The sequence below is a fragment of the Micrococcaceae bacterium Sec5.1 genome (genome assembly GCA_039636795.1).
In the GTDB taxonomy this organism is placed as follows: Bacteria; Actinomycetota; Actinomycetes; order Actinomycetales; family Micrococcaceae; genus Arthrobacter.
Genome location: CP143430.1, coordinates 3,415,486 through 3,434,584, shown reverse-complemented (window position 1 = coordinate 3,434,584; position 19,099 = coordinate 3,415,486). Strand labels below are relative to the sequence as shown.

The 19,099-nt window shown below is 61.1% G+C and carries 19 protein-coding genes and 2 tRNA genes; 16 read left to right on the top strand and 5 right to left on the bottom strand.

Annotation, left to right across the window (positions count from 1 at the left end; all coding sequences use genetic code 11):
- Positions 1 to 14: 14 nt before the first annotated feature.
- Both rsfS and VUN82_15600 read left to right on the top strand, forming a co-directional pair.
- On the top strand, positions 15 to 419 hold the full coding sequence (gene rsfS, locus VUN82_15605; GenBank protein XAS70533.1) for a ribosome silencing factor: 405 nt from the start codon (positions 15 to 17) through the stop codon (positions 417 to 419).
- Between the two features lie 104 nt (positions 420 to 523).
- A tRNA-Ala gene (locus tag VUN82_15600) sits at positions 524 to 596 on the top strand.
- Positions 597 to 674: 78 nt separating this feature from the next.
- Here the strand turns inward: VUN82_15600 and VUN82_15595 are convergent.
- On the bottom strand, positions 675 to 1,265 hold the full coding sequence (locus tag VUN82_15595) for a ScbR family autoregulator-binding transcription factor (GenBank protein ID XAS70532.1): 591 nt from the start codon (positions 1,263 to 1,265) through the stop codon (positions 675 to 677).
- Between the two features lie 385 nt (positions 1,266 to 1,650).
- On the opposite strand from VUN82_15595, the gene VUN82_15590 reads away from it, so the two are divergent.
- Positions 1,651 to 1,723 (top strand) — tRNA-Ala (locus VUN82_15590).
- Between the two features lie 94 nt (positions 1,724 to 1,817).
- On the opposite strand, the gene VUN82_15585 is transcribed toward VUN82_15590, so the two are convergent.
- Positions 1,818 to 2,195, bottom strand: coding sequence for a cupin domain-containing protein (locus VUN82_15585; GenBank protein XAS70531.1), 378 nt, complete (start codon positions 2,193 to 2,195; stop codon positions 1,818 to 1,820).
- Between the two features lie 211 nt (positions 2,196 to 2,406).
- Here VUN82_15585 and VUN82_15580 point away from each other — a divergent pair, with 211 nt between their 5' ends.
- The 5 genes from VUN82_15580 to VUN82_15560 all read left to right on the top strand — a co-directional run bounded on the left by VUN82_15580 (position 2,407) and on the right by VUN82_15560 (position 8,056).
- Entirely contained in the window at positions 2,407 to 3,537 is a 1,131-nt protein-coding gene (locus VUN82_15580) for a methyltransferase (GenBank protein XAS70530.1), read from the top strand.
- Between the two features lie 208 nt (positions 3,538 to 3,745).
- Complete coding sequence (locus VUN82_15575) at positions 3,746 to 4,945, top strand: ROK family transcriptional regulator (GenBank protein ID XAS70529.1); 1,200 nt, start codon at positions 3,746 to 3,748, stop codon at positions 4,943 to 4,945.
- 44 nt (positions 4,946 to 4,989) lie between these two features.
- Positions 4,990 to 6,333: an extracellular solute-binding protein gene (locus VUN82_15570; GenBank protein ID XAS70528.1), complete on the top strand. Its 1,344-nt coding sequence runs from the start codon at positions 4,990 to 4,992 to the stop codon at positions 6,331 to 6,333.
- Positions 6,334 to 6,371: 38 nt separating this feature from the next.
- Positions 6,372 to 7,241, top strand: a complete 870-nt coding sequence (locus tag VUN82_15565) for a sugar ABC transporter permease (GenBank protein ID XAS70527.1) — start codon at positions 6,372 to 6,374, stop codon at positions 7,239 to 7,241.
- Positions 7,241 to 8,056: a carbohydrate ABC transporter permease gene (locus VUN82_15560; protein XAS74702.1), complete on the top strand. Its 816-nt coding sequence runs from the start codon at positions 7,241 to 7,243 to the stop codon at positions 8,054 to 8,056. Before VUN82_15565 ends, VUN82_15560 begins: the two co-directional genes overlap by 1 nt.
- Here the strand turns inward: VUN82_15560 and VUN82_15555 are convergent.
- Positions 8,053 to 8,256, bottom strand: a complete 204-nt coding sequence (locus VUN82_15555; protein XAS70526.1) for a hypothetical protein — start codon at positions 8,254 to 8,256, stop codon at positions 8,053 to 8,055. The two genes, VUN82_15560 and VUN82_15555, sit on opposite strands and share 4 nt — an antisense overlap.
- Before the next feature lie 105 nt (positions 8,257 to 8,361).
- On the opposite strand from VUN82_15555, the gene VUN82_15550 reads away from it, so the two are divergent.
- From VUN82_15550 to metE, 8 genes are all read left to right on the top strand, one after another.
- The gene (locus VUN82_15550) at positions 8,362 to 9,369 is read left to right on the top strand and encodes an AAA family ATPase (GenBank protein ID XAS70525.1); all 1,008 of its coding nucleotides are present in this window, start codon (positions 8,362 to 8,364) and stop codon (positions 9,367 to 9,369) included.
- Positions 9,370 to 9,379: 10 nt separating this feature from the next.
- Positions 9,380 to 10,303: a DUF58 domain-containing protein gene (locus VUN82_15545; GenBank protein ID XAS70524.1), complete on the top strand. Its 924-nt coding sequence runs from the start codon at positions 9,380 to 9,382 to the stop codon at positions 10,301 to 10,303.
- Positions 10,284 to 10,763 (top strand): hypothetical protein, encoded by a 480-nt coding sequence (locus VUN82_15540; protein XAS70523.1) that lies wholly within the window; start codon positions 10,284 to 10,286, stop codon positions 10,761 to 10,763. The genes VUN82_15545 and VUN82_15540 overlap by 20 nt, the downstream gene beginning before the upstream one ends.
- The gene (locus tag VUN82_15535; protein XAS70522.1) at positions 10,754 to 11,737 is read left to right on the top strand and encodes a VWA domain-containing protein; all 984 of its coding nucleotides are present in this window, start codon (positions 10,754 to 10,756) and stop codon (positions 11,735 to 11,737) included. The genes VUN82_15540 and VUN82_15535 overlap by 10 nt, the downstream gene beginning before the upstream one ends.
- The gene (locus VUN82_15530) at positions 11,734 to 12,756 is read left to right on the top strand and encodes a VWA domain-containing protein (protein ID XAS70521.1); all 1,023 of its coding nucleotides are present in this window, start codon (positions 11,734 to 11,736) and stop codon (positions 12,754 to 12,756) included. Before VUN82_15535 ends, VUN82_15530 begins: the two co-directional genes overlap by 4 nt.
- Positions 12,753 to 13,463, top strand: a complete 711-nt coding sequence (locus VUN82_15525; GenBank protein ID XAS70520.1) for a hypothetical protein — start codon at positions 12,753 to 12,755, stop codon at positions 13,461 to 13,463. Before VUN82_15530 ends, VUN82_15525 begins: the two co-directional genes overlap by 4 nt.
- Positions 13,464 to 13,832: 369 nt before the next feature.
- Positions 13,833 to 14,801: a methylenetetrahydrofolate reductase gene (locus tag VUN82_15520; protein ID XAS70519.1), complete on the top strand. Its 969-nt coding sequence runs from the start codon at positions 13,833 to 13,835 to the stop codon at positions 14,799 to 14,801.
- 79 nt (positions 14,802 to 14,880) lie between these two features.
- Entirely contained in the window at positions 14,881 to 17,220 is a 2,340-nt protein-coding gene (metE, locus tag VUN82_15515) for a 5-methyltetrahydropteroyltriglutamate--homocysteine S-methyltransferase (GenBank protein ID XAS70518.1), read from the top strand.
- Between the two features lie 72 nt (positions 17,221 to 17,292).
- On the opposite strand, the gene VUN82_15510 is transcribed toward metE, so the two are convergent.
- Together VUN82_15510 and VUN82_15505 are read right to left on the bottom strand one after the other, a co-directional pair.
- Positions 17,293 to 17,799 carry a DUF2004 domain-containing protein gene (locus VUN82_15510; GenBank protein XAS70517.1) on the bottom strand — a complete coding sequence of 169 codons (507 nt, stop codon included), beginning with the start codon at positions 17,797 to 17,799 and terminating at the stop codon, positions 17,293 to 17,295.
- A 50-nt stretch (positions 17,800 to 17,849) separates the two neighbouring features.
- Positions 17,850 to 18,815 (bottom strand): LysR family transcriptional regulator, encoded by a 966-nt coding sequence (locus VUN82_15505; protein XAS70516.1) that lies wholly within the window; start codon positions 18,813 to 18,815, stop codon positions 17,850 to 17,852.
- Positions 18,816 to 19,099 lie beyond the last annotated feature (284 nt).

Here is a 19,099-nt window from a genome sequence, read left to right as displayed (position 1 = left end):
AACAAGGAGTCCCCGTGTCTGCACATGAACAATCCATCACCCTCGCCCGTCACGCCGCGCGTGCTGCGGCTGACAAACTCGCAGAAGACATCGTTGCCCTCGATGTCAGCGAACGCCTCGCCCTGACTGACATCTTCTTGATTGCCTCTGCGCCCACAGAACGCCAGGTCAACGCAATCGTTGATGGCATCGAGGAAGAACTGATGAAGCAGGATCTTCGTCCGGTTCGTCGGGAAGGCCGTTCCGAAGGCCGCTGGGTGCTTTTGGACTATGCGGACATCGTCATCCACGTCCAGCACGCCGAGGACCGTGTTTTCTACGCGCTGGAGCGCCTTTGGAAGGACTGCCCTGTAGTTGACCTTGAACTCGGGGATGACGCCTCGGCAAAGGCCGCGCCAGCAGGGGAATCAGAGCTCTAAACATGGGCCAGCATCCGAATATGCCCGATTTGGAATTTTCGGAATCGTTGTTCTAAGATATTTGAGTTGCTTCGGCGTGAACAGCTTTGAAGCAGCAAGGATATGGGGCTGTGGCGCAGCTGGTAGCGCACCTGCATGGCATGCAGGGGGTCAGGGGTTCGAGTCCCCTCAGCTCCACTCTTGAGGTTCTGCCCTTCTTCGTGATGAAGAAGGGCAGGGCCTTTTTTGTGTGGCTTTCGCCCTGGCTGCGACCTGCTAGGCGCCAGCATCCGCTTCGATTGCTGGCAGCATGAATTCCCACATCTCGTCAATGCGGCGAAGTACGTCCGAGCGGGCATTGAGGACGTTGGAAACCATCTGGACTCCAGTGAAGGAAGCAACCAGGTAGCGGGCAAAGGCGGCGGGATCCAGCATGGTCCGAACGGTCCCCTCGTCCTGGGCTTTGCGAAGCAGTTGCTCCACCGTTTCAATCCAGTCCTGGTAGGGGCCCGAGATATCGGCATCAAACGCGGATGCTTCGAACGTCAGGCGGATTCCGCCCTGGACAATCGCTTCGTCCAGTAATTGCCTGCCAAACATCCTGCAGAGCGCAATGATCTTCTCCAGGGCAGGCATGCTTGAGGCCACAATGCCAGCACCCGCCGCGAGGACCAACGCATGCTGCTCCTGGATGACGGCCAAGGCGAGCTCCCGCTTGGACGTGAAGTGGAAGTACAGTGCTCCCTTGGTCACTCCGGCACGCTTGGTGATGTCGCTCAGGCTTGCGTTGCCGTATCCAACTTCTGCGAAGACATGGGCGGCGCCTTCAATGACGGAAAGGCGGGTGTCTTTCGCACGTTGCTGCATGGATGGTGGGGAGCCTCTCAGTTATTCCGAGGTGTGGTGGCAAGCAAAAACGCGCCGCCGGACCCCACTACGCTACCACCGTGCCTAAATTCAGGTCGCTAAAACCGACTGGACGGTTTGGTTTATCCTTCCCATGATTCTAGACTTCAGATGGAGTCGCCGGTCCGGACCGGAGGGACTCCCGTGCAGCCGTTGGGGGGAGGTGCGGTGGAGCAATCCAGCGCACCCCGGCTGCGGCGTTACGAGTTCAGCAGGGCGGAAATACCCACCAATCCCGGTGATGGGGATCACTCTCCTGTGATTTCGCTTCTCGGGGGATTGTGGTTAGTATTGACGAGTTGCTTCGGCGGGAAGGGAAATCTTCCTACGGAGATCAACAAGATCCGGGGCTGTGGCGCAGCTGGTAGCGCACCTGCATGGCATGCAGGGGGTCAGGGGTTCGAGTCCCCTCAGCTCCACTTCGGATAAAAGACCCCGCTCGGGTGAGCGGGGTCTTTTGCTTTCTGGATCCTTTGAGGGATGCCTGCCTTAGCGGGTTAGAGGGCCGGATTCCTACTCCGGACGGACGCCGAACTCGGCTGCACTGAGGAATTCGATGCCTTGGAACGGCTGATCGCCTACCACCCGGGCATGGTGTCCCGGTGGGATCGAGTAGGAATCACCGCCGGAAATGCTGACCTGCCCACCGTCATTGGTTTCCACCTCAAGGGAGCCGGAGACGCAGAAGCCCACATGGCTCAATTGGCAGGAGTCTGTTCCGACTACTGGTTTGATGCAGTCGTCCCATGTCCAGCCGGGTTCAAAGGTGGTTCGGCCGATTGTGTAGTCTCCGACAGTAACGATCTCAACCGTTGTCTTGTCCGGACTGCGCGTTTCATCGGGGGAGTTAAGTGACTTCACTTGGAGTTGCGTGACAACATTGACACTCATGGTTTGCTCTCAGGGAGGGAGCCGGTTAAGTGCGGTCCCGTGGCCTGGCTCTGCGGTTGGGCGGGACCGGTGCCTGATGCCGTCAGGGTATGGGGTCGCCATTCGACGCGACAACAGGTGCTTGGAATGCTGCATCATCCACATTCCTCCGAAGCCAGCATGAAGTCGAGACACTAAAGCGAACGAATTTAAGGAAAGCGAGAACGCGATCGTGACCGTACAGGAACTGGAGTCGCTGTTCGGCGGGCTTCGTAGGTTCCCCGATGTCGAGGCGGACAACCTTCAGGCATATGACGCCACAGACAGGCTGTTGCTTCAGGCGGCCTCGGATCATATCCGGCCTGAAACCAAGGTTGTTGTCATCGGCGACCGGTATGGTGCCCTGACGCTGGGCGCTTTGGCCGGGACCGGCGTCGGGCACGTCCGCGTTAATCAAGATCTCTACACCGGCAGGCTTGCGCTGCAGCGCAATGCAGAAGCAGCTGGCCTGCAGGGACGGTTCAGTTCCCACGAATTGGGTGCTGAACTCCTGGAGGGGGCCAATCTGGTGCTCATGCAGTTGCCGAAATCGCTGGCGGAGCTGGAGGAAAACGCCGACGCCGTTGCCCGCTATGCAGCGCCGGATGCGGTCCTGCTCGCGGGGGGCCGCGTCAAGCACATGTCCCTGGGTATGAATAAAGTGCTGGACCGCTATTTCTCATCTGTGCAGCCGCAGTTGGCCCGGCAGAAGTCCAGGGTACTGATGGCCAGCAATCCCAAACCGGTTTCGAGCGAGCCTCCCTACCCTGTGGTGGAGCAGTTGCCGGAATTGGGGATCACGGTTTGTGCTCATGGTGCTGCATTTTCCGGTGCACGCCTGGATATCGGAACCAGGTACCTCCTGACCTTCCTGGACAGGATGCCGCAAGCGCGTCGGGTGGTGGATCTGGGGTGTGGGACCGGCATTCTTGCCACGATGTTGGCACGGCACCAGCCGAAGGCGAGCCTGGTAGCAACTGATCAGTCGGCGGCGGCCGTGGCATCAGCTACGGCCACGGCAGCTGCCAATGGACTGGAAGACCGGATTTCCGTGATCCACGACGACGCCCTGTCAGCGTTTGATGCAGGCAGCGCGGATCTTGTCCTGTTGAATCCACCTTTCCACCTTGGAGCCAGCGTGCATGCCGGCGCTGCCCTGAAGATGTTCGAAGCGGCTGCCCACGTTCTCGCGCCCGGCGGCGAGCTGTGGACTGTGTACAACAGCCATCTGCAGTACCGGCCGGCGCTTGAGCGGCTCATTGGCCCCACCGTGGAGGAAGGCCGGAACCCGAAGTTTACGGTGACTCGGAGTCGTCGTGGATGAGCCGGTCCCGCGCTTCACGGCGGGAATTTAGTGTCATCGTTACCAAGCCCTGACACCGTTGCCTGCGTGTGCGCATACCCGTGTGAGCATGGGTATCGTACGATTCAGACAAAGACGAAGTACGATGATGTTTTTTCGAAAACGACTAGGGGAATCAGTGACTGAGATCCGGCAGCCCACACCGAGGCGCGGAACGAATCTACCCCGCATGGGTGACTTTAATCTGACAGTCATCCTGGAGGCGATCCGGCGGTCTTCGGGTGGGCTCAGCCGTGTTGAACTCGCACAGATTGTTGGACTGTCCCCGCAAACCATCTCCAATATTTCCCGTCGCCTGCTTGACCAGCACTTGATTGTGGAGGCAGGCAAAGAGGGTACTGGCCCAGGCAAGCCGCGGACCATCCTGCGGCTCAATCCATCGGGCATGTATGCGGTAGGCGTCCACCTTGACCCTGCAGTTATCACCTTTGTTGTCCTGGATCTTCTGGGCGACGTCGTCAGGCATTCGCGGATGGCTACTCCCGGCGGAGACCCCGCCGCGGTGATCACGAGCATCGCCCAGCAGATCAAGGTCCTCATTGAGGAATCGGGCGTTGATGCATCCAAGATCGCGGGGCTCGGTGTAGCCGTCCCGGGGCCAATCGACCTCGATGAAGGTTCCGTCGTGGAGCCTCCGCTGTTGACTCGATGGAACCGTGTGCGTATCCGCGAGGCCCTCACAGAGGCCACGGGCCTGGAGACGCTGGTGGACAAGGACGTAACGAGTGCTGCGGTGGCCGAAACCTGGGCCGGCGGGGCCAGCGGTGCCGGCAGTTTCGTCTTCATGTATATGGGCACCGGTATTGGTTGCGGCATTGTCCTGAACGATGAAGTGGTCCGTGGAACGTCCGGCAATGCGGGCGAAATCGGCCATATCATCGTTGATCCGATGGGGCCCCAGTGTGACTGCGGGCTCCGTGGTTGCGTGAAGTCCTCGTGTATCCCACAGGTCCTGGTGGCTGAGGCCGAGGCGGCCGGTGTGCTGGACAGCCATGGCGAGGACGCAGATGGGCCGCAGGTACAGGAACGTTACGCCTTGTTGTGCGACAAAGCCGATGCCGGCGACGAAAAAGCCATCGCCATCCTTGATAAGTCAGCCACCCTTGTGGCCCGTGCTGTCTCGGTGGTGACCAACACCCTTGACGTGGAACGCGTTGTTTTTGGTGGTCCTTTCTGGGGGCGGATGTCAAAGTACTTCCTGGAGCGTGTTCCGGGCCTGATTGCTGAAAACAGTGCGGCCCGCATGATCCACGGTATTGAAGTTGTGGGTTCCGGAGTGGGTGAGGATGTGGGCGCCATTGGTGCGGCCTGCCTCGTGCTGGAGCACACGCTGGCACCACGCGCCCAACGGCTCCTGCTGGAGGGCTAACTACTCCGCCACGTCGACTCGATTGGAGCATAATGCGCCGCCCCATGAGGTTTGCCACCGTCCTTCCCGTCGTAGCCGCTCTTCTCGCTGCAACCGCTTGTTCCTCGACGCCGCCTACTGCCGAGAACAAGACCCTGAAGATCGTCTACCAGAAATCCGACTCCTTCACGGCCCTGGATACCGTGATGCAGGACGCCAAGAAAGAATTCGAGGCAGCCAACTCTTCGGTGACGGTCAATCTCGAACCGATCCAAGCCAACGATGACGACTACGGCACCAAGCTCGCTCTGGCCCAGCGATCCCCGGATACCGCGCCGGACGTCTTCTACGAGGACACGTTCAAGGTGCGTTCCGACGTCGACGCCGGTTACCTCCTCAAGCTGGACAGCTACCTGGAAAAGTGGGATGACTGGTCCCAGTTCAATGAAGCGGCCAAAGCTGCAGGCCGGGCCGACGACGGAGGTATTTACGCGGTGCCTCTGGGCACTGACACGCGTGCTATCTGGTACAACAAGGCAGTGCTGCAGAAGGCCGGAATTCCTGTTCCGTGGCAGCCCAAAACGTGGGAAGACATTCTCTCCACGGCACGTGCCATCAAAGCCTCGGACCCAACCGTGATTCCCTTCAACATGTACGCCGGCAAGGGTACGGGCGAGGGAACCGTCATGCAGAGCTTCTACGAACTCCTCTACGGGACTGACAGCACGCTGTACGACGAAAAGGAAAAGAAGTGGGTAGTCGGTTCCCAGGGTTTTACTGACTCGCTGGCTTTCCTGAAGACCCTCTACGACGAAAAACTCGCAACTAGCCCGGCTGAAGCCCTCGACGCCAATGTCTGGAAGAAGGTCTTTGGCGAGTGGTTCCCGCAGGGCAAACTGGGGGCAACCGTGGAAGGCTCCTACACGCCGTCGTTCTGGCAAAAGGGCGGGCCCTATGAGTGGGCAGGCTACGAGCAGGATATGGGCGTGGCCATGTTCCCCACGCGGAACGGACAGGAACCGGGTGGCGTCAGTATGTCCGGTGGATGGACCCTTGCAGTTGGTGCCAAGAGCAAGAACGCTGAGCTGGCGTTCAAGTTCCTCACCACCGCGCTGAACAAGAAGAATGCCTTGGCCTTTGACGTTAACAACTCCCAGATAGCGGTCCGCACGGATGTTGCCAAGGAATCGAGCTACGTTTCGGCGAATCCGTTCGTCAAGGACGTGTCGGAATTGGTGAAGGTGACGCATTACCGCCCAGCCACCGCCGATTATCCGAGGATTTCGACGGCGGTCCAGGTAGCCACCGAGTCTGTCATCACTGGAAGGCAAAGCCCTGAAGATGCCGCAGCGGAGTATGACGCCACGGTGCGCAAGGTTGTTGGCGATGACAAGGTCCTGGACAGATGACGGGCATGAGATGACATCAAAGAAATGACAGCGGCGAAATGACGATTCGCCGCTACCTGCGGCTCCTGCCGGTCGTTCCGTCCGTTCTCTTGCTCCTGTTGTTCCTGCTTGCCCCGGTGGCCTGGTCCTTTTATGCGTCGTTTACCAATGCCGCACTTTCAGGCCGGGCTGCCCGGGATCCACAATGGGTGGGGCTGGAGAACTATGTCCGGATGTTCAGCGATGACTCGTTTCCACTGGCGGCATGGCTGACTGTTGTTTTCGTCGCGGCCTCAGCCGTGTTCGGCCAGAACGTGCTCGGCCTATTGATCGCCCTGCTCATGACGCGCTCACGTAAGGCAGTTTCCTCGTGGGTGGGAACGGCGGTGGTAGCCGCCTGGGTACTTCCGGAGATCGTGGCTGCCTTCGCGGCCTACGCCTACTTCAACCGTGACGGCACACTGAATCAGATGCTGGCCTTCTTTGGCGGGCAGGGGCCGGACTGGTTGTACACGTTCCCGCTTGTCGCGATTATCCTGGCGAACACGTGGCGGGGAACGGCGTTCTCCATGCTTGTATTCAGGGCCGCCCTCGCGGACGTTCCGCAGGATGTCTCGGAGGCTGCCCTGATGGATGGGGCTCAAGGCTGGCAGCGCCTGGCATTCATTACGTTGCCACTGATCAGGAGCAGCATTGCCACCAACCTGATGCTGATTACCCTGCAGACGTTGGCGGTGTTCACGCTCATTTGGGTGATGACGGCCGGCGGCCCAGCCAATGCCAGTACCACCTTGCCGGTGTTGGCCTACCAAGAGGCCTTCAAATTCGGGGATATTGGCTATGGGACGGCCATTGCCTCGGTATTGATCGTGTTGGGAGTAGTCTTCGGCGCTGTCTATGTGCGCCTGCTCAAGGAGCAGAAGTCGTGATGTCCAAGCCGCGGCTGGCGGCAGATGTTGCCTTGGCCGTGATCGGTTTGTGCTTTGTGGCACCGTTGCTGTGGTTGCTGCTGGCCGCCGTCGATCCTCATGCCGGCTACCAGACTGCGGTGCCGTCGGCGCCTTCGATGGATAATTTTGGCGCGGTGTTCACGCCGGAATTGTTGTTCCAGCCCTTGACCAACAGTTTCCTTCTCTCTGCCGGAACAGCAGCGGTCAACCTGGTGGCAGCAGTTCTTGCTGCATATCCGCTGTCCCGCTACCAGTCCAGGTTCAACAAGCCGTTCATGTACTCGGTGCTTTTCGGGACGTCGTTGCCCGTCACCGCCATTATGGTGCCCGTCTACGGATTGTTCGTCCAGCTCCAGTTGCTCGATTCCATGATGGCCACCGTATTCTTCATGGCTACAACCACGCTGCCCATGGCCATCTGGATGATGAAGAACTTCATGGACTCCGTTCCCTTGGAACTGGAGGAGGCGGCATGGATGGATGGCGCCTCAAGCATGACGGCCTTACGCACCGTCGTCCTGCCTCTCATGAGGCAGGGCCTGGGCGTAGTATTCATCTTTGTTTTCATACAGGCATGGGGAAACTTCTTCGTCCCCTTCATCCTGTTGCTCTCCACAGCCAAGCAACCAGCCGCGGTGTCCATCTTCAGCTTCTTTGGCCAGCATGGCGCCATAGCCTATGGGCAGCTGGCGGCGTTTTCCATCCTGTACTCAGTGCCGGTGTTGTTGCTGTACGTGCTGGTATCCCGGAGCGTGGGCAGCTCCTTCGCGTTGTCCGGCTCGGTGAAGGGCTAGTCGATGTCCTCGACTATTTCGCCGTAGGGTATCGACTCATCCAGATGAGCCTGGTGCCCGGTGGGGCCTGTGTTGTAGATAATCCGGACTCCATGCCTTTGGTCTGCGGCGGACTGCAACAGAACTGGGCGGACGGCGTCGATGACGCGCTGGCTTTGGCCGTTGAGGTACTGCTCATAGCGGACTGGTAGCTGAGGCATGGCAAAAGAATAGACCTCAGAAGCCCGCATGGGGAGGGCTCCCCATTGCGAGCTTGTTCAGGGGAGGCTTGGATAGAGTGATTCACGCCAGCGAGGGGACCACGAGTGCTTCAGAACACAGCCACGACCGGAATCCATGCACCGGACTTGGCCCGTGCCCAGCAGCTCGTCGGCAGCATTATCCGCAGCTTCGAGACCAAGGTGGTGGGCCAGTCCAGGCTGCAGGAGACGCTGGTGATCGGCTTACTGACCGGCGGACATGTCCTTTTGGAGAGCGTGCCGGGTCTGGCCAAGACCACAGCGGCGCAAGCTCTTGCGGAGTCAGTGAGTGCGGATTTTCGCCGGATTCAATGCACTCCGGACCTGTTGCCCAGCGACATCGCGGGCACCCAGATATTTGATGCGGCCAAAGGCACGTTCGTCACCCAATTGGGACCGGTTCACGCGAACATTGTGCTGCTTGATGAGATCAACCGTTCCAGCGCCAAAACGCAGAGCGCCATGCTGGAGGCGATGCAGGAACGGCAGACGTCCATTGGTGGCGAGTCCTATCCTCTGCCCGAGCCTTTCCTGGTGCTGGCAACGCAAAACCCGATTGAGCAGGAGGGTACCTATCGCCTTCCGGAAGCACAGATGGACCGCTTCATGCTCAAGGACGTCCTGGACTATCCGAGCCCGGCGGAGGAAGCCGAAGTCATCAGGCGCATAGATGCCGGGGTGTTCAGCGCAGCGCAGAAGCCACCAGCGGCCGCTTCCCTTGACGCCATTGTTCAGGTGCAGGAACTCGTCAAGATGGTTTACGTTGATCCTGCCATCATCAGGTACATCGTTGGCCTGGCCTATGTGACCCGGCATGCTTCCCAATACCTGGAGCCCCGTTTGGCCAACCTCATCGAGTTCGGTGCAAGTCCGCGCGCGAGCATTGCCTTCAGCCAGGCGGCGAGGGCGTTGGCACTCTTGAGCGGGCGGGATCACGTCATTCCGGAGGACGTCAAGAAACTGGCCCACAGGATCCTGCGTCACAGAATAGTGCTCGGGTTTGATGCCGTGGTTGAAGGCGTCCCCGTGGAAACCATCATTGATGCAGTGCTCGCGTCCGTGCAGACGCCGTAGCGGTCACCGCATGCCAAGCCTGCTCCGACGCGTGAAGTCGAAGATGTTCATCTTCGCCCATCGCAGGACCCTCACCCTTTTGGATGGCGAATACGGTTCTGTCTTCAAGGGCCGCAGCTTGGACTTCGATGAATTGCGCTCGTACGTACACGGCGACGAAGTCAGGGACATTGATTGGAAAGCCACTGCCCGCCACGGATCACCACTGGTCAAGCGCTATGTGGCCGTCCGCCGTCATTCGGTGCTGTTGCTCGTGGACACAGGACGGAACATGGCAGCCCATGCCGCCTCCGGTGAATCCAAAAAGGAGATTGCCGTTGATGCTGCCGGCGTGCTGGGCTATGTCGCCTGCAGGCACGGGGACGACGTCGGACTCCTGCACGGCTCGGCCGTTACCTCGCGCTACCTCCCGCCCCAGGGCGGTGAAGAGCACCTGGAACGGCTGCTGCGGGAAGTGGAGGCGGGGATTTCCCTGGGTGGGCCGGTGAGCGCCATCACCGAGCAACTCGACTATGCGCTCAGGTTCTTGAAGGGCCGGCTGCTTGTTGTCGTTCTCGCCGATGAGTTTAAGCCCGACCACCGCACGGAAACTCTGCTGCGGCGGCTGAGGGCCCGGCATGAAGTCCTTTGGCTTACTATCCTCGACGCTGAGTTGGCCAAGGAGGGCCATCCGGCGCCCATGCACGAGGCCAGCTTCGACGTCGGAAACGGCCAGCGGATCCCTGCGCCGTTGGCGGGGAACAATGTTGTTCGTGCCGCATACGCCACCGCCATGCGGAAACGCGCGGAGGAGCGCAGCGCCTTCTTCCGCAGGCTCGGCATTGCTGAGCAGACGATTAGTGCCACAGGCGACGTCCTCCCGGCGGTGTTCGCGCTCCTGGAGAAGCACCGCTCTGGCTCGAAGTCTGCAAAGAGTGGCAACCGTGCAGGATGACGCGGGCTTCTACGCACCCCTTCAATATCAGCAGCTGTGGCTATGGCTGGGATTGGCGCTACTGCTTCTCGTAGCGTGCTGGTACGGATGGATACTGTGGCCCGTCCGCAAAGCAACGCGAAAAACTCCGGCTAGCAGGCATGGAGGGTCACACGATCTGGAAACGCTGCGGGCCAGGTGTCTGTCAGCAATAGATGCCCTCGAAAGAGAGGCCGACGCCGGCCGCCTCCCCGGGCGTGACGCCCACCAGCGACTCAGCCTCCTCGTGCGGGAATTTGCGGGTGCAGCCACAGGCCTTCCGGCCACTTCCATGACACTGGAGGAATTGCGCCGCAACGGACTGGATCAGTTCGCCGTGGGTATCGCTTTGATTTACCCCAACGAATTCGCGCCCGTAGCCATGCAATCCGTTCGGGACTCAGCAAAGACCGCACGCCAGGTGGTACAGGCGTGGAGCTGACCTACTGGTGGATTCTTCCCCTCGCTGCGCTGCTACTGGCGATAGCCGCCCGACTGGTGATCCGGCGTCGTCCGCAAAGGGGCAGGCCAGTGGCACACGGCGAGCGCCTCACTGACCTTCCCGAATACCAAGATGCTCTGCGGCGCTACAAGGCCACGTTGGTCCTCGCCATGGTCCTGGGTGCGTTGTTCCTGGGGGCCACAGCCACAGCAGCGGCAAGACCCGCCCAGCGCACCACGGAACAGCCCGAAATCCGGAACCGGGACATCGTCCTCTGCCTGGATGTTTCAGGATCCATGACCAGTACGGACGCTGCCATAGCCAAGGTGTTTCAGGAACTCGCCCGGGAATTCGATGGCGAGCGCATCGGCATGGTGATCTTCGATAGCAGCAGCGTCCAACTATTCCCGCTGACAGACGACTACGACTACGCCGCGGAACAACTCACGGCAGCTCAGAAGGCCCTGGACAGCGGGGCAGGATCCTTCTTCGACGGGACATGGAACAGGGGAGGATCCTCCCTGATCGGCGATGGCCTGGCATCCTGCGTGCAAAGCTTCCCGGACGTCGATCCGGAGTCCGGCAACGCCAAGCGCTCGCGGTCTGTTGTGCTGGCTACCGACAATTTCCTCTCCGGTGACCCCATCTTCACCCTGCAGCAGGCCGGCGGGCTGGCCCGGAGCAAGAACGCCAAGGTGTATGCACTGAACCCCGGCGACTTTGACTACGGAGATCAACCTGATCAGCCCGGCGGCCAACTCCGGACGGTTGCCGAAGGAACCGGGGGCAGCTACTTCACCCTGGACAGCCCTGACGCGGTGCCCGGAATCGTCCAGAAAGTGCAGGAGACCGAAGCCAGCAGCTACCTGGCCGCGCCCCAGATTGCCGTGAGCGATAGTCCGGCGCTGCCGCTTGGGGTTGCGCTGCTAACAGGTGCCGGCACGGTGATCCTGGGATGGAGGCTGAACCCATGACCCTGGAACCAATTATTCCGTGGCCATTCCTCGCCGCCCTGGGTGTCGCTGTCATAGCCTTCACCCTGTGGACCATCCTTCGCAGGCCGGGACCCGGCAGCACTGGACCACAAGGGTCGGTGCGGCCAGCCGCCGTCCGGGGCGCCGCCGTCGTGCTTCTGGTCCTTGCCGCACTGCGACCTGGATGGCCGGGCAGTGAGGCGAGGACCGCAGTCGCGGACGTCGACGTCTTCTTTGTTGTCGATACCAGTACCAGCATGGCTGCAGAGGACTACAACGGCACAGGCACCCGCTTGTCAGGGGCAACACAAGACGTGATGGCGGTCGCCAAGGAATTGGCGGGAGCCAGGTTTTCCCTCATCACGTTCGACAACAAAGCGACCGTCCGCATGCCGTTGAGCCAGGACGCCACCGCGCTGCAAACCGCCATGACAACGCTGCAGCCGCAAAACCCGCGGTACGCCAACGGCAGCAGCATTACGGGCGCAGGATCGTTGCTCAAGGACAGGCTGGCGGCCGCCCGGGAGCAGCACCCAGGACGTCCAGCATTGGTCTTCTACGCCGGGGACGGCGAGAACACGGCCGCCGAGGCACCAGTGCCGCTGCCGGTGGATGCGAGCAGCGTAAGCGGGGGAGCCGTGCTGGGTTACGGCACCGGGCAGGGTGGCCGGATGAAAGGCCCCTCGGACACCGAAGCCGGGTACGTACAGGACAAGAGCTCGGGCCAGGACGCGGTGTCCAGGATCGACGAAGGGCAACTGAAAAACATCGCAACTCAGCTCCATGTCCCATATGTCCACCGGACCGGGAACCAACCCACGGCTGACATGCTTGCCAAAGCCCAGCCCGGAGCCCTCACGCCTACCAACAACGATGGACCCGGCCGCGTGGAACTCTACTGGCTCCTGGCGCTCGCCGGATTCCTGCTGGCCCTTCACGAACCCCTGCGTCATCTCATCGCGCTACGGGAAGTACGGGGTCAAAGCTTGCGCACGAAAACCAAGAGGCCAGTGGCATGAACAAAGCACGACGCCGGAGACGCCGCCTCGCGCTGTGGTCCGCCCCGCCGGCCCTGCTGGCGCTCGCAGTGGCAGCGAAACTCCTGAGCGTGGGTGCCTTGGGCGGGTACGCTGCACAGGCTTTCGGAACGGCCGATCAGGATGCTGCAGCCGGAGCCGCTTCCTGGCTGCATGTCGCAAACCTGTTCGAGCCGCACAAAGCATACTTCGCATCCGGGGACGCCCACGTTCTGGCTGGCGACTTCATGGCGGCTCGGAAGGACTTCGAGGCGGCGTTGGATGCCGGTGCCGGCCAGGATGAATGCCAAGTGCGGGTCAATCTGGTGTTGAGTATCGAGAAACTGGGGGATGCCGCCTTGGCTGCAGGCAATAAGCCGATGGCAGCCACGTTGTTTCGTGAAGCGTTGGACGTCGTCGAGTCCGCACCTGCCAAGTGTGGCCAGGAGGGGTCCGCAAATTCGGCAGGGGAGGGGAAAGCGTTGGATTCGGCTACGGATCGGCTCAAAGCCAAGATAGCTGCGGACTCGGACGGAAGCGGCGAGGTGGAGAAGCCAGCCAAGGATACGCCGCCTGACCAAGAGAAAGAGCAACTGCAAAAGCTGGGAGAGAGCGCGCAACAGGCCCAACGGGAGCGGGCAGAAGGGCAGGAACGCGAGGAGTACCTGCGCGGTCCCGGGAACGACTCGGGCGTAGACAGGCCGTGGTGAAGGTTTCTACGGCGCCTTTTGGCGAACAAAGTTCACAAATCCTTCTTCACGGATCGTAAAACTGCGTCTTAATTCGGTGGTCGAGTTGAACCCCTCCTTGCCCACGACCTAGAGTCATAAACAAGTTACCGCGGTAACGTGTCAGCGATCCTCCGTTGGATCCGCCCCGCAAGGGCGGTGAGGAGGGTGTGGGTGCCCCCATGTGGGCCTGACATTTGCACACGGAAAGCTTCATTCCAGGCGTACCAGTCGCGGCTGCGTCCTGCTGGAGTTCTTTCGTGTATCCCAAACTCAATTCATCGATCATGCAATCAATGGTTCCCTTGGAACCATTGGGTGACGTTCGATGACGAACAGCCAAGGACGCAAATGTCGCCACCAAGTCTTATTGACGTACATCCCAACCTAGCCGGAACGGCACCCGTAGCACTTTCCTACGAGCTGTTTCCCCCTCGCTCCCCGGCGGCCGCAGAAACTCTGTGGACCACTATCCGTGAACTCGAAGCCACCGAGCCGGACTACGTCTCCGTGACGTACGGTGCCAGTGGATCCAACCGGGACACCGCCGTTGACCTCATCAACCGACTCCTGCTCGAAACCACGCTTCGGCCCTTGGCCCACCTGACGTGTGTAGGCAACACACCGGTTGAACTGGCGGAGATCATCGGTGAGCTCCTGGACCACGGCGTCCGCGGCATCCTTGCACTGCGCGGCGATCTTCCCAAAGACGGAAGCCAGCCTGCCAGCGGTTCACTCCGCTACGCCCAGGATCTGATTGAACTGATCCGCCGCGTGGAGCAGCGTCGTTCAGCACTCCTTTGCGCCGGCAAGATCGCTGTCGGAGTGGCCGCGTACCCCACCAGGCATCCTGAATCGCCAAGTGTGGGACACGACGTCGAAGTTCTCCTCGCCAAGCAGCGTTCCGGTGCGGACTTCGCGATCACGCAGGTTTTCTTCCACGCGAACGAATACTCGGACCTTGTGACCCGTGCACGTCGGGCCGGAGTCACTATCCCGATCATCCCCGGTGTCATGCCGCTCACCAGCCTCCGGCGCCTGAAGCGCCTCGGCGAGCTGGCCGGCGTCGACCCTTCCGTGGAACTCATGGAGCGCCTGGCTGCCGTGGACACTGAAGCCGACCGTCGGCGAATCGGCGTCGCAGCCACTGTGGATCTGGCCAATGCGGCACTGGATGCCGGTGCGCCAGGCATTCACTTGTACACCTTCAATGAGCACGCCGACGCCCTGGACGTGCTGGACAAGCTGGCGCTGCCGCGGCCATCCCGCCCTGCTGGCCGCGTAAACACCATGGCCCTGCGCCAGGAATACGCAAGCTAACAGCCTGCCACCAACCCGTCGGCTCTTCCCGACCACCCAAGACACCAACCTTTTCAAACCACTTCATCAAGGAATTCCCATGACTGAACAGAACACGCCCGCCACTCCGTTCCCGGCAGCCTCGCTGCTCGGCTACCCTCGCATCGGCCGTCGCCGCGAGCTCAAGAAGGCTGTCGAAGCTTACTGGGCCGGCAAGATCGACGCCGCAGCACTGGACGCAGCAGCAAAGGACATCCAGCTCACCATCGCCAAGCGCCTGCAGGACCTGGGCCTTACTGAAGCTGCCGCTGTTCCGGGTACCTTCTCCTTCTACGACCAGGTGCTGGACACCACTGCGCACCTGGGCGCAGTTCCGGCACGCTTCGGTAAGCTCCTCAACGCTGAGGGCCAGCTGGACATCGATGGCTACTTCACGCTGGCACGCGGCAACAAGGAACAGCAGCCGCTGGAAATGACCAAGTGGTTCGACACCAACTACCACTACCTGGTACCGGAAATCGGCCCGGAAACCGAGTTCACGCTCGCCTCCACCGCCAAGGTTGACGAGTTCGCCTTCGCACTTGCCAATGGCATTGAGACCCGTCCGTACATTGTTGGCCCGGTCACCTACCTGCTGCTCTCCAAGGCATCCGACGACGCCCCGGCCGGTTTCGCCCCGCTGTCCCGCCTCGAGGACATCCTGCCCGTTTACGTGCAGCTGCTTGAGAAGCTCGCCGAGGCTGGCGCCAGCTGGGTTCAGCTCGATGAGCCGGCCCTGGTTGTTGACCAGGACACGCCGGCCGCCGAGATCGAAGCAGCCGTTGCCCGCGCTTACGAGGTCCTCACGTCTGCCGCGAAGCGTCCGCAGATCCTTGTCTCCACCCCGTACGGTTCGCCTGACGGCCAGCTCGGTACGATTGCTGCCACCAACATCGACGCCCTGCACATCGACGTCTTCAAGGGTGGAGTTCCCTCTGCAGCTGCCCTCGCAGGCCTGGGCAACAAGACCCTGGTTGCCGGTGTGGTTGACGGTCACAACATCTGGCGCAACGACCTCGCCGCTTCAGCCGCGAAGCTGGATGAGCTGAAGGCTGCAGCCGGCAAGCTGGCCGTCAGCACGTCCACCTCCACCCAGCACGTCCCGCACGACGTCGCAGAGGAAACCGCGTTGTCTGAGCAGCTGCGCAGCTGGCTCGCCTTCTCCGACCAGAAGGCAGTGGAGGTCAAGACCCTCGCTTCCTACCTGGCGGACCCCGCGTCGGCCAAGGCTGCCATCGACGAAGCATCCGCCGTGATCGCTTCCCGCGCAACCGCCGAAGGCGTTCGCCGCGACGACGTCCGCGCCCGCACCCAGGCACTGACCGCTGCGGACTTCAACCGCTCCGAGTACGCGGTTCGTGAAGCTGCCCAGGAAGAGGCACTGCACCTTCCGCCGCTGCCCACCACCACCATCGGTTCGTTCCCCCAGACGTCCGAGATCCGCTCCGCACGTGCCCGCAACAACAAGGGCGATCTCACCAACGAGCAGTACGAGAAGCTCATGAAGGACGAGATCAAGCGCGTTGTGGACCTGCAGGAAGAACTGGGCTACGACGTCCTGGTTCACGGTGAGCCCGAGCGCAACGACATGGTCCAGTACTTCGCGGAGAACCTCGAAGGTTTTGACGTGACGGTCCACGGTTGGGTCCAGTCCTACGGATCCCGCTGCACCCGTCCGTCCATCCTCTGGGGCGACGTCACCCGCAGCGCCCCGATCACGGTTGCCTGGGCCGAGTACGCGCAGTCGCTGACCAGCAAGCCGATGAAGGGCATGTTGACCGGTCCTGTCACCATCCTGGCCTGGTCCTTCGTTCGCGATGACCAGCCGCTGGGCGAGACCGCCAACCAGGTTGGCCTGGCACTCCGCGACGAAATTGCTGACCTCGAGGCAGCCGGCATCAAGGTCATCCAGGTGGACGAGCCCGCCCTCCGTGAGCTCCTCCCGCTGCGCAAGGCAGACCACGCCGACTACCTGAAGTGGTCCGTTGACTCCTTCCGCCTCGCCACGGCCGGTGCTGCCGACTCCACCCAGATCCACACCCACCTGTGCTACTCCGAGTTCGGTGTGATCATCGATGCAATCGACGGCCTCGACGCAGACGTGACCTCCATCGAAGCTGCACGCTCCCGCATGGAGGTCGTCCACGACCTCGAGTCCCACGGCTTCGGCCGCGGCGTTGGTCCGGGCGTTTACGACATCCACTCGCCGCGTGTTCCGGGTGAAGCAGAAGTCACCGAACTCCTGGCCACCGCCGTCAAGCACGTTCCCTCGCGCCAGCTCTGGGTCAACCCGGACTGCGGCCTGAAGACCCGTGGCTACGCCGAGACCGAAGAGTCCCTGCGCAATCTGGTCAAGGCAACCCAGACGGTTCGCGCCACGCTGCTCGAAACCGCTAAGTAAGCCAGCCACAACGACGGCGGCCGGTCTCCGAAAGGTGACCGGCCGCCGTCGGGCGTTTAAAGACTCAGTCCCTCACGACTCCCAAAGGATTTCGTCATCCACCACGCCGTCTTCATCGGCGGCCACAACCAGCAGCTCATCCGTGAAGTGCGAGCCGAGGGTGAAGTCCAGGACGAAATAGCGCTCGGGCTGGCCAGGGTAGATGGCCACATGACCCAGTTTGAGGGCTTTGAGGAAGACGTCGTTGGTGAGCTGGGACTTGTCCCTGACCCCGAAAACCGATTCGAGCTGCTCTTCCTTGAGCTGGGAACTGTGGAAATGCAGGAACTGCTGCGGATTGGTGCCGTCCTGGTCCAGCTCATCGGCGATCATCTCCCGGACCTGGTCAACCAGCTCCGGCAGGAAGCGCAAGCGGTAGTCCACCTTGTGCATGGCAGCCTCGTCGAAATGGTCATGCGCCGTGACGTTGAGGTCCAGCTCAAGCTGATTGCCGCCGAGTTCGTGTTTGGTCACGAAGCAATGTTCACGCCCGTGATTGAGCTCGATCTCCCCAAAATGTGTGCTTGCTACCTTGCCCATGTGATCAATCTAACCCCAACATCGGGCCGGTTCCAGCAATTGGGAAGAATTCACCTCCGACGCTGCGGACCCTTGACAGGCGCTGATTTCAGGGGATGCAAACCGCTCTTTTCGGAGGTGCCGCGGAGGGTGTCAGCCAGGAGCTGCGTAAACAGTTGGACTTGCGCTGTGCGCTTTTCATTGATGAGCAGCGCGAACACGTTACGCGCCAGCCGGATGTCCGGGACGTCAAGGACCACGACGCCGGGTGGCCTGTTGCGCAGCGCCAGTTCCGGTACCAGCGAGGCACCCAAGCCCGCCGCGGTCATCTCCAGGCTGGCGTGGAAATCGTCACTGTAAGCCACGACGCGGGGGTGCAGGTTGCAGCTGGCAAACAAGCGTTCGATCACCAGGGCGTCGCTGGTGCCTGGGTGGTGGACGATCCACGGCATGTCCGAGAGGTGCGCGGCTTCAATCTCGGCATCCTCACGGATTTTCCATGAAGCGGGCAGCACCACGCGGAAGTCGTCGTCGCCGATCCATTGCCGCTCCAGGGAATGTGGCCAGGCCAATCCGGACTGGCCCACCTGGTACACGAGGGCGACGTCCAATTCTCCGCCACTGCGCAGTCCCTGGATGGTCTGTGCCGGTTCAGCGACTGATACCCGCAGCTCGATTCCGAGTCCGTTCCACCGCTCATTCTTCAGGATGTCCGGGAGCACGTAAGTGGCAAGGCTTGGGAAGATGCCCAGCCGCAATTCCTGGGCTGGCGCATCGTTGGTCCTTGATGCTGCCGCCATCAGTGCTTCGACGTCGGTCAGCACCTTTGAGGCGTGCCGCGTCATGGTGATGGCCGCCTCGGTGGGAATGACGCTCCTCGCCGAACGCTGGAAAAGTTCCACGCCGGTGTCGCGTTCCAGTGCGGCCATCTGCTGGGAAACGGCGGAGGCTGTATAGCCAAGCTGCGCGGCAGCCGCAGCGAAAGAACCCAAGCGGGTTACTTCCATCAGCGTCCGGAGGTGGAGGAGATTGACCATCAGGAGAGTTTAGCTGTTCGCCACGCCACATTTTCAAAGTGTCACGACACGCCGGAACCCGGCGACACGCTGGAGATTAAATGTGGCTAAGTAGTCCACAGGGTGTGGATGACATCTCTCAATATGGCGGAATTACGGACATTTTGAGAGCCCTTGCCTGTGGACGAGCGGTGGATTGAATGACATACTTGTAATACATCATCTTGGGGTCCCGGCGAGGCGCTTGCACTACATGTAGTATCGGTTTACGGATTGAGCGGGAAACCAGCACAAGACTAAATAAG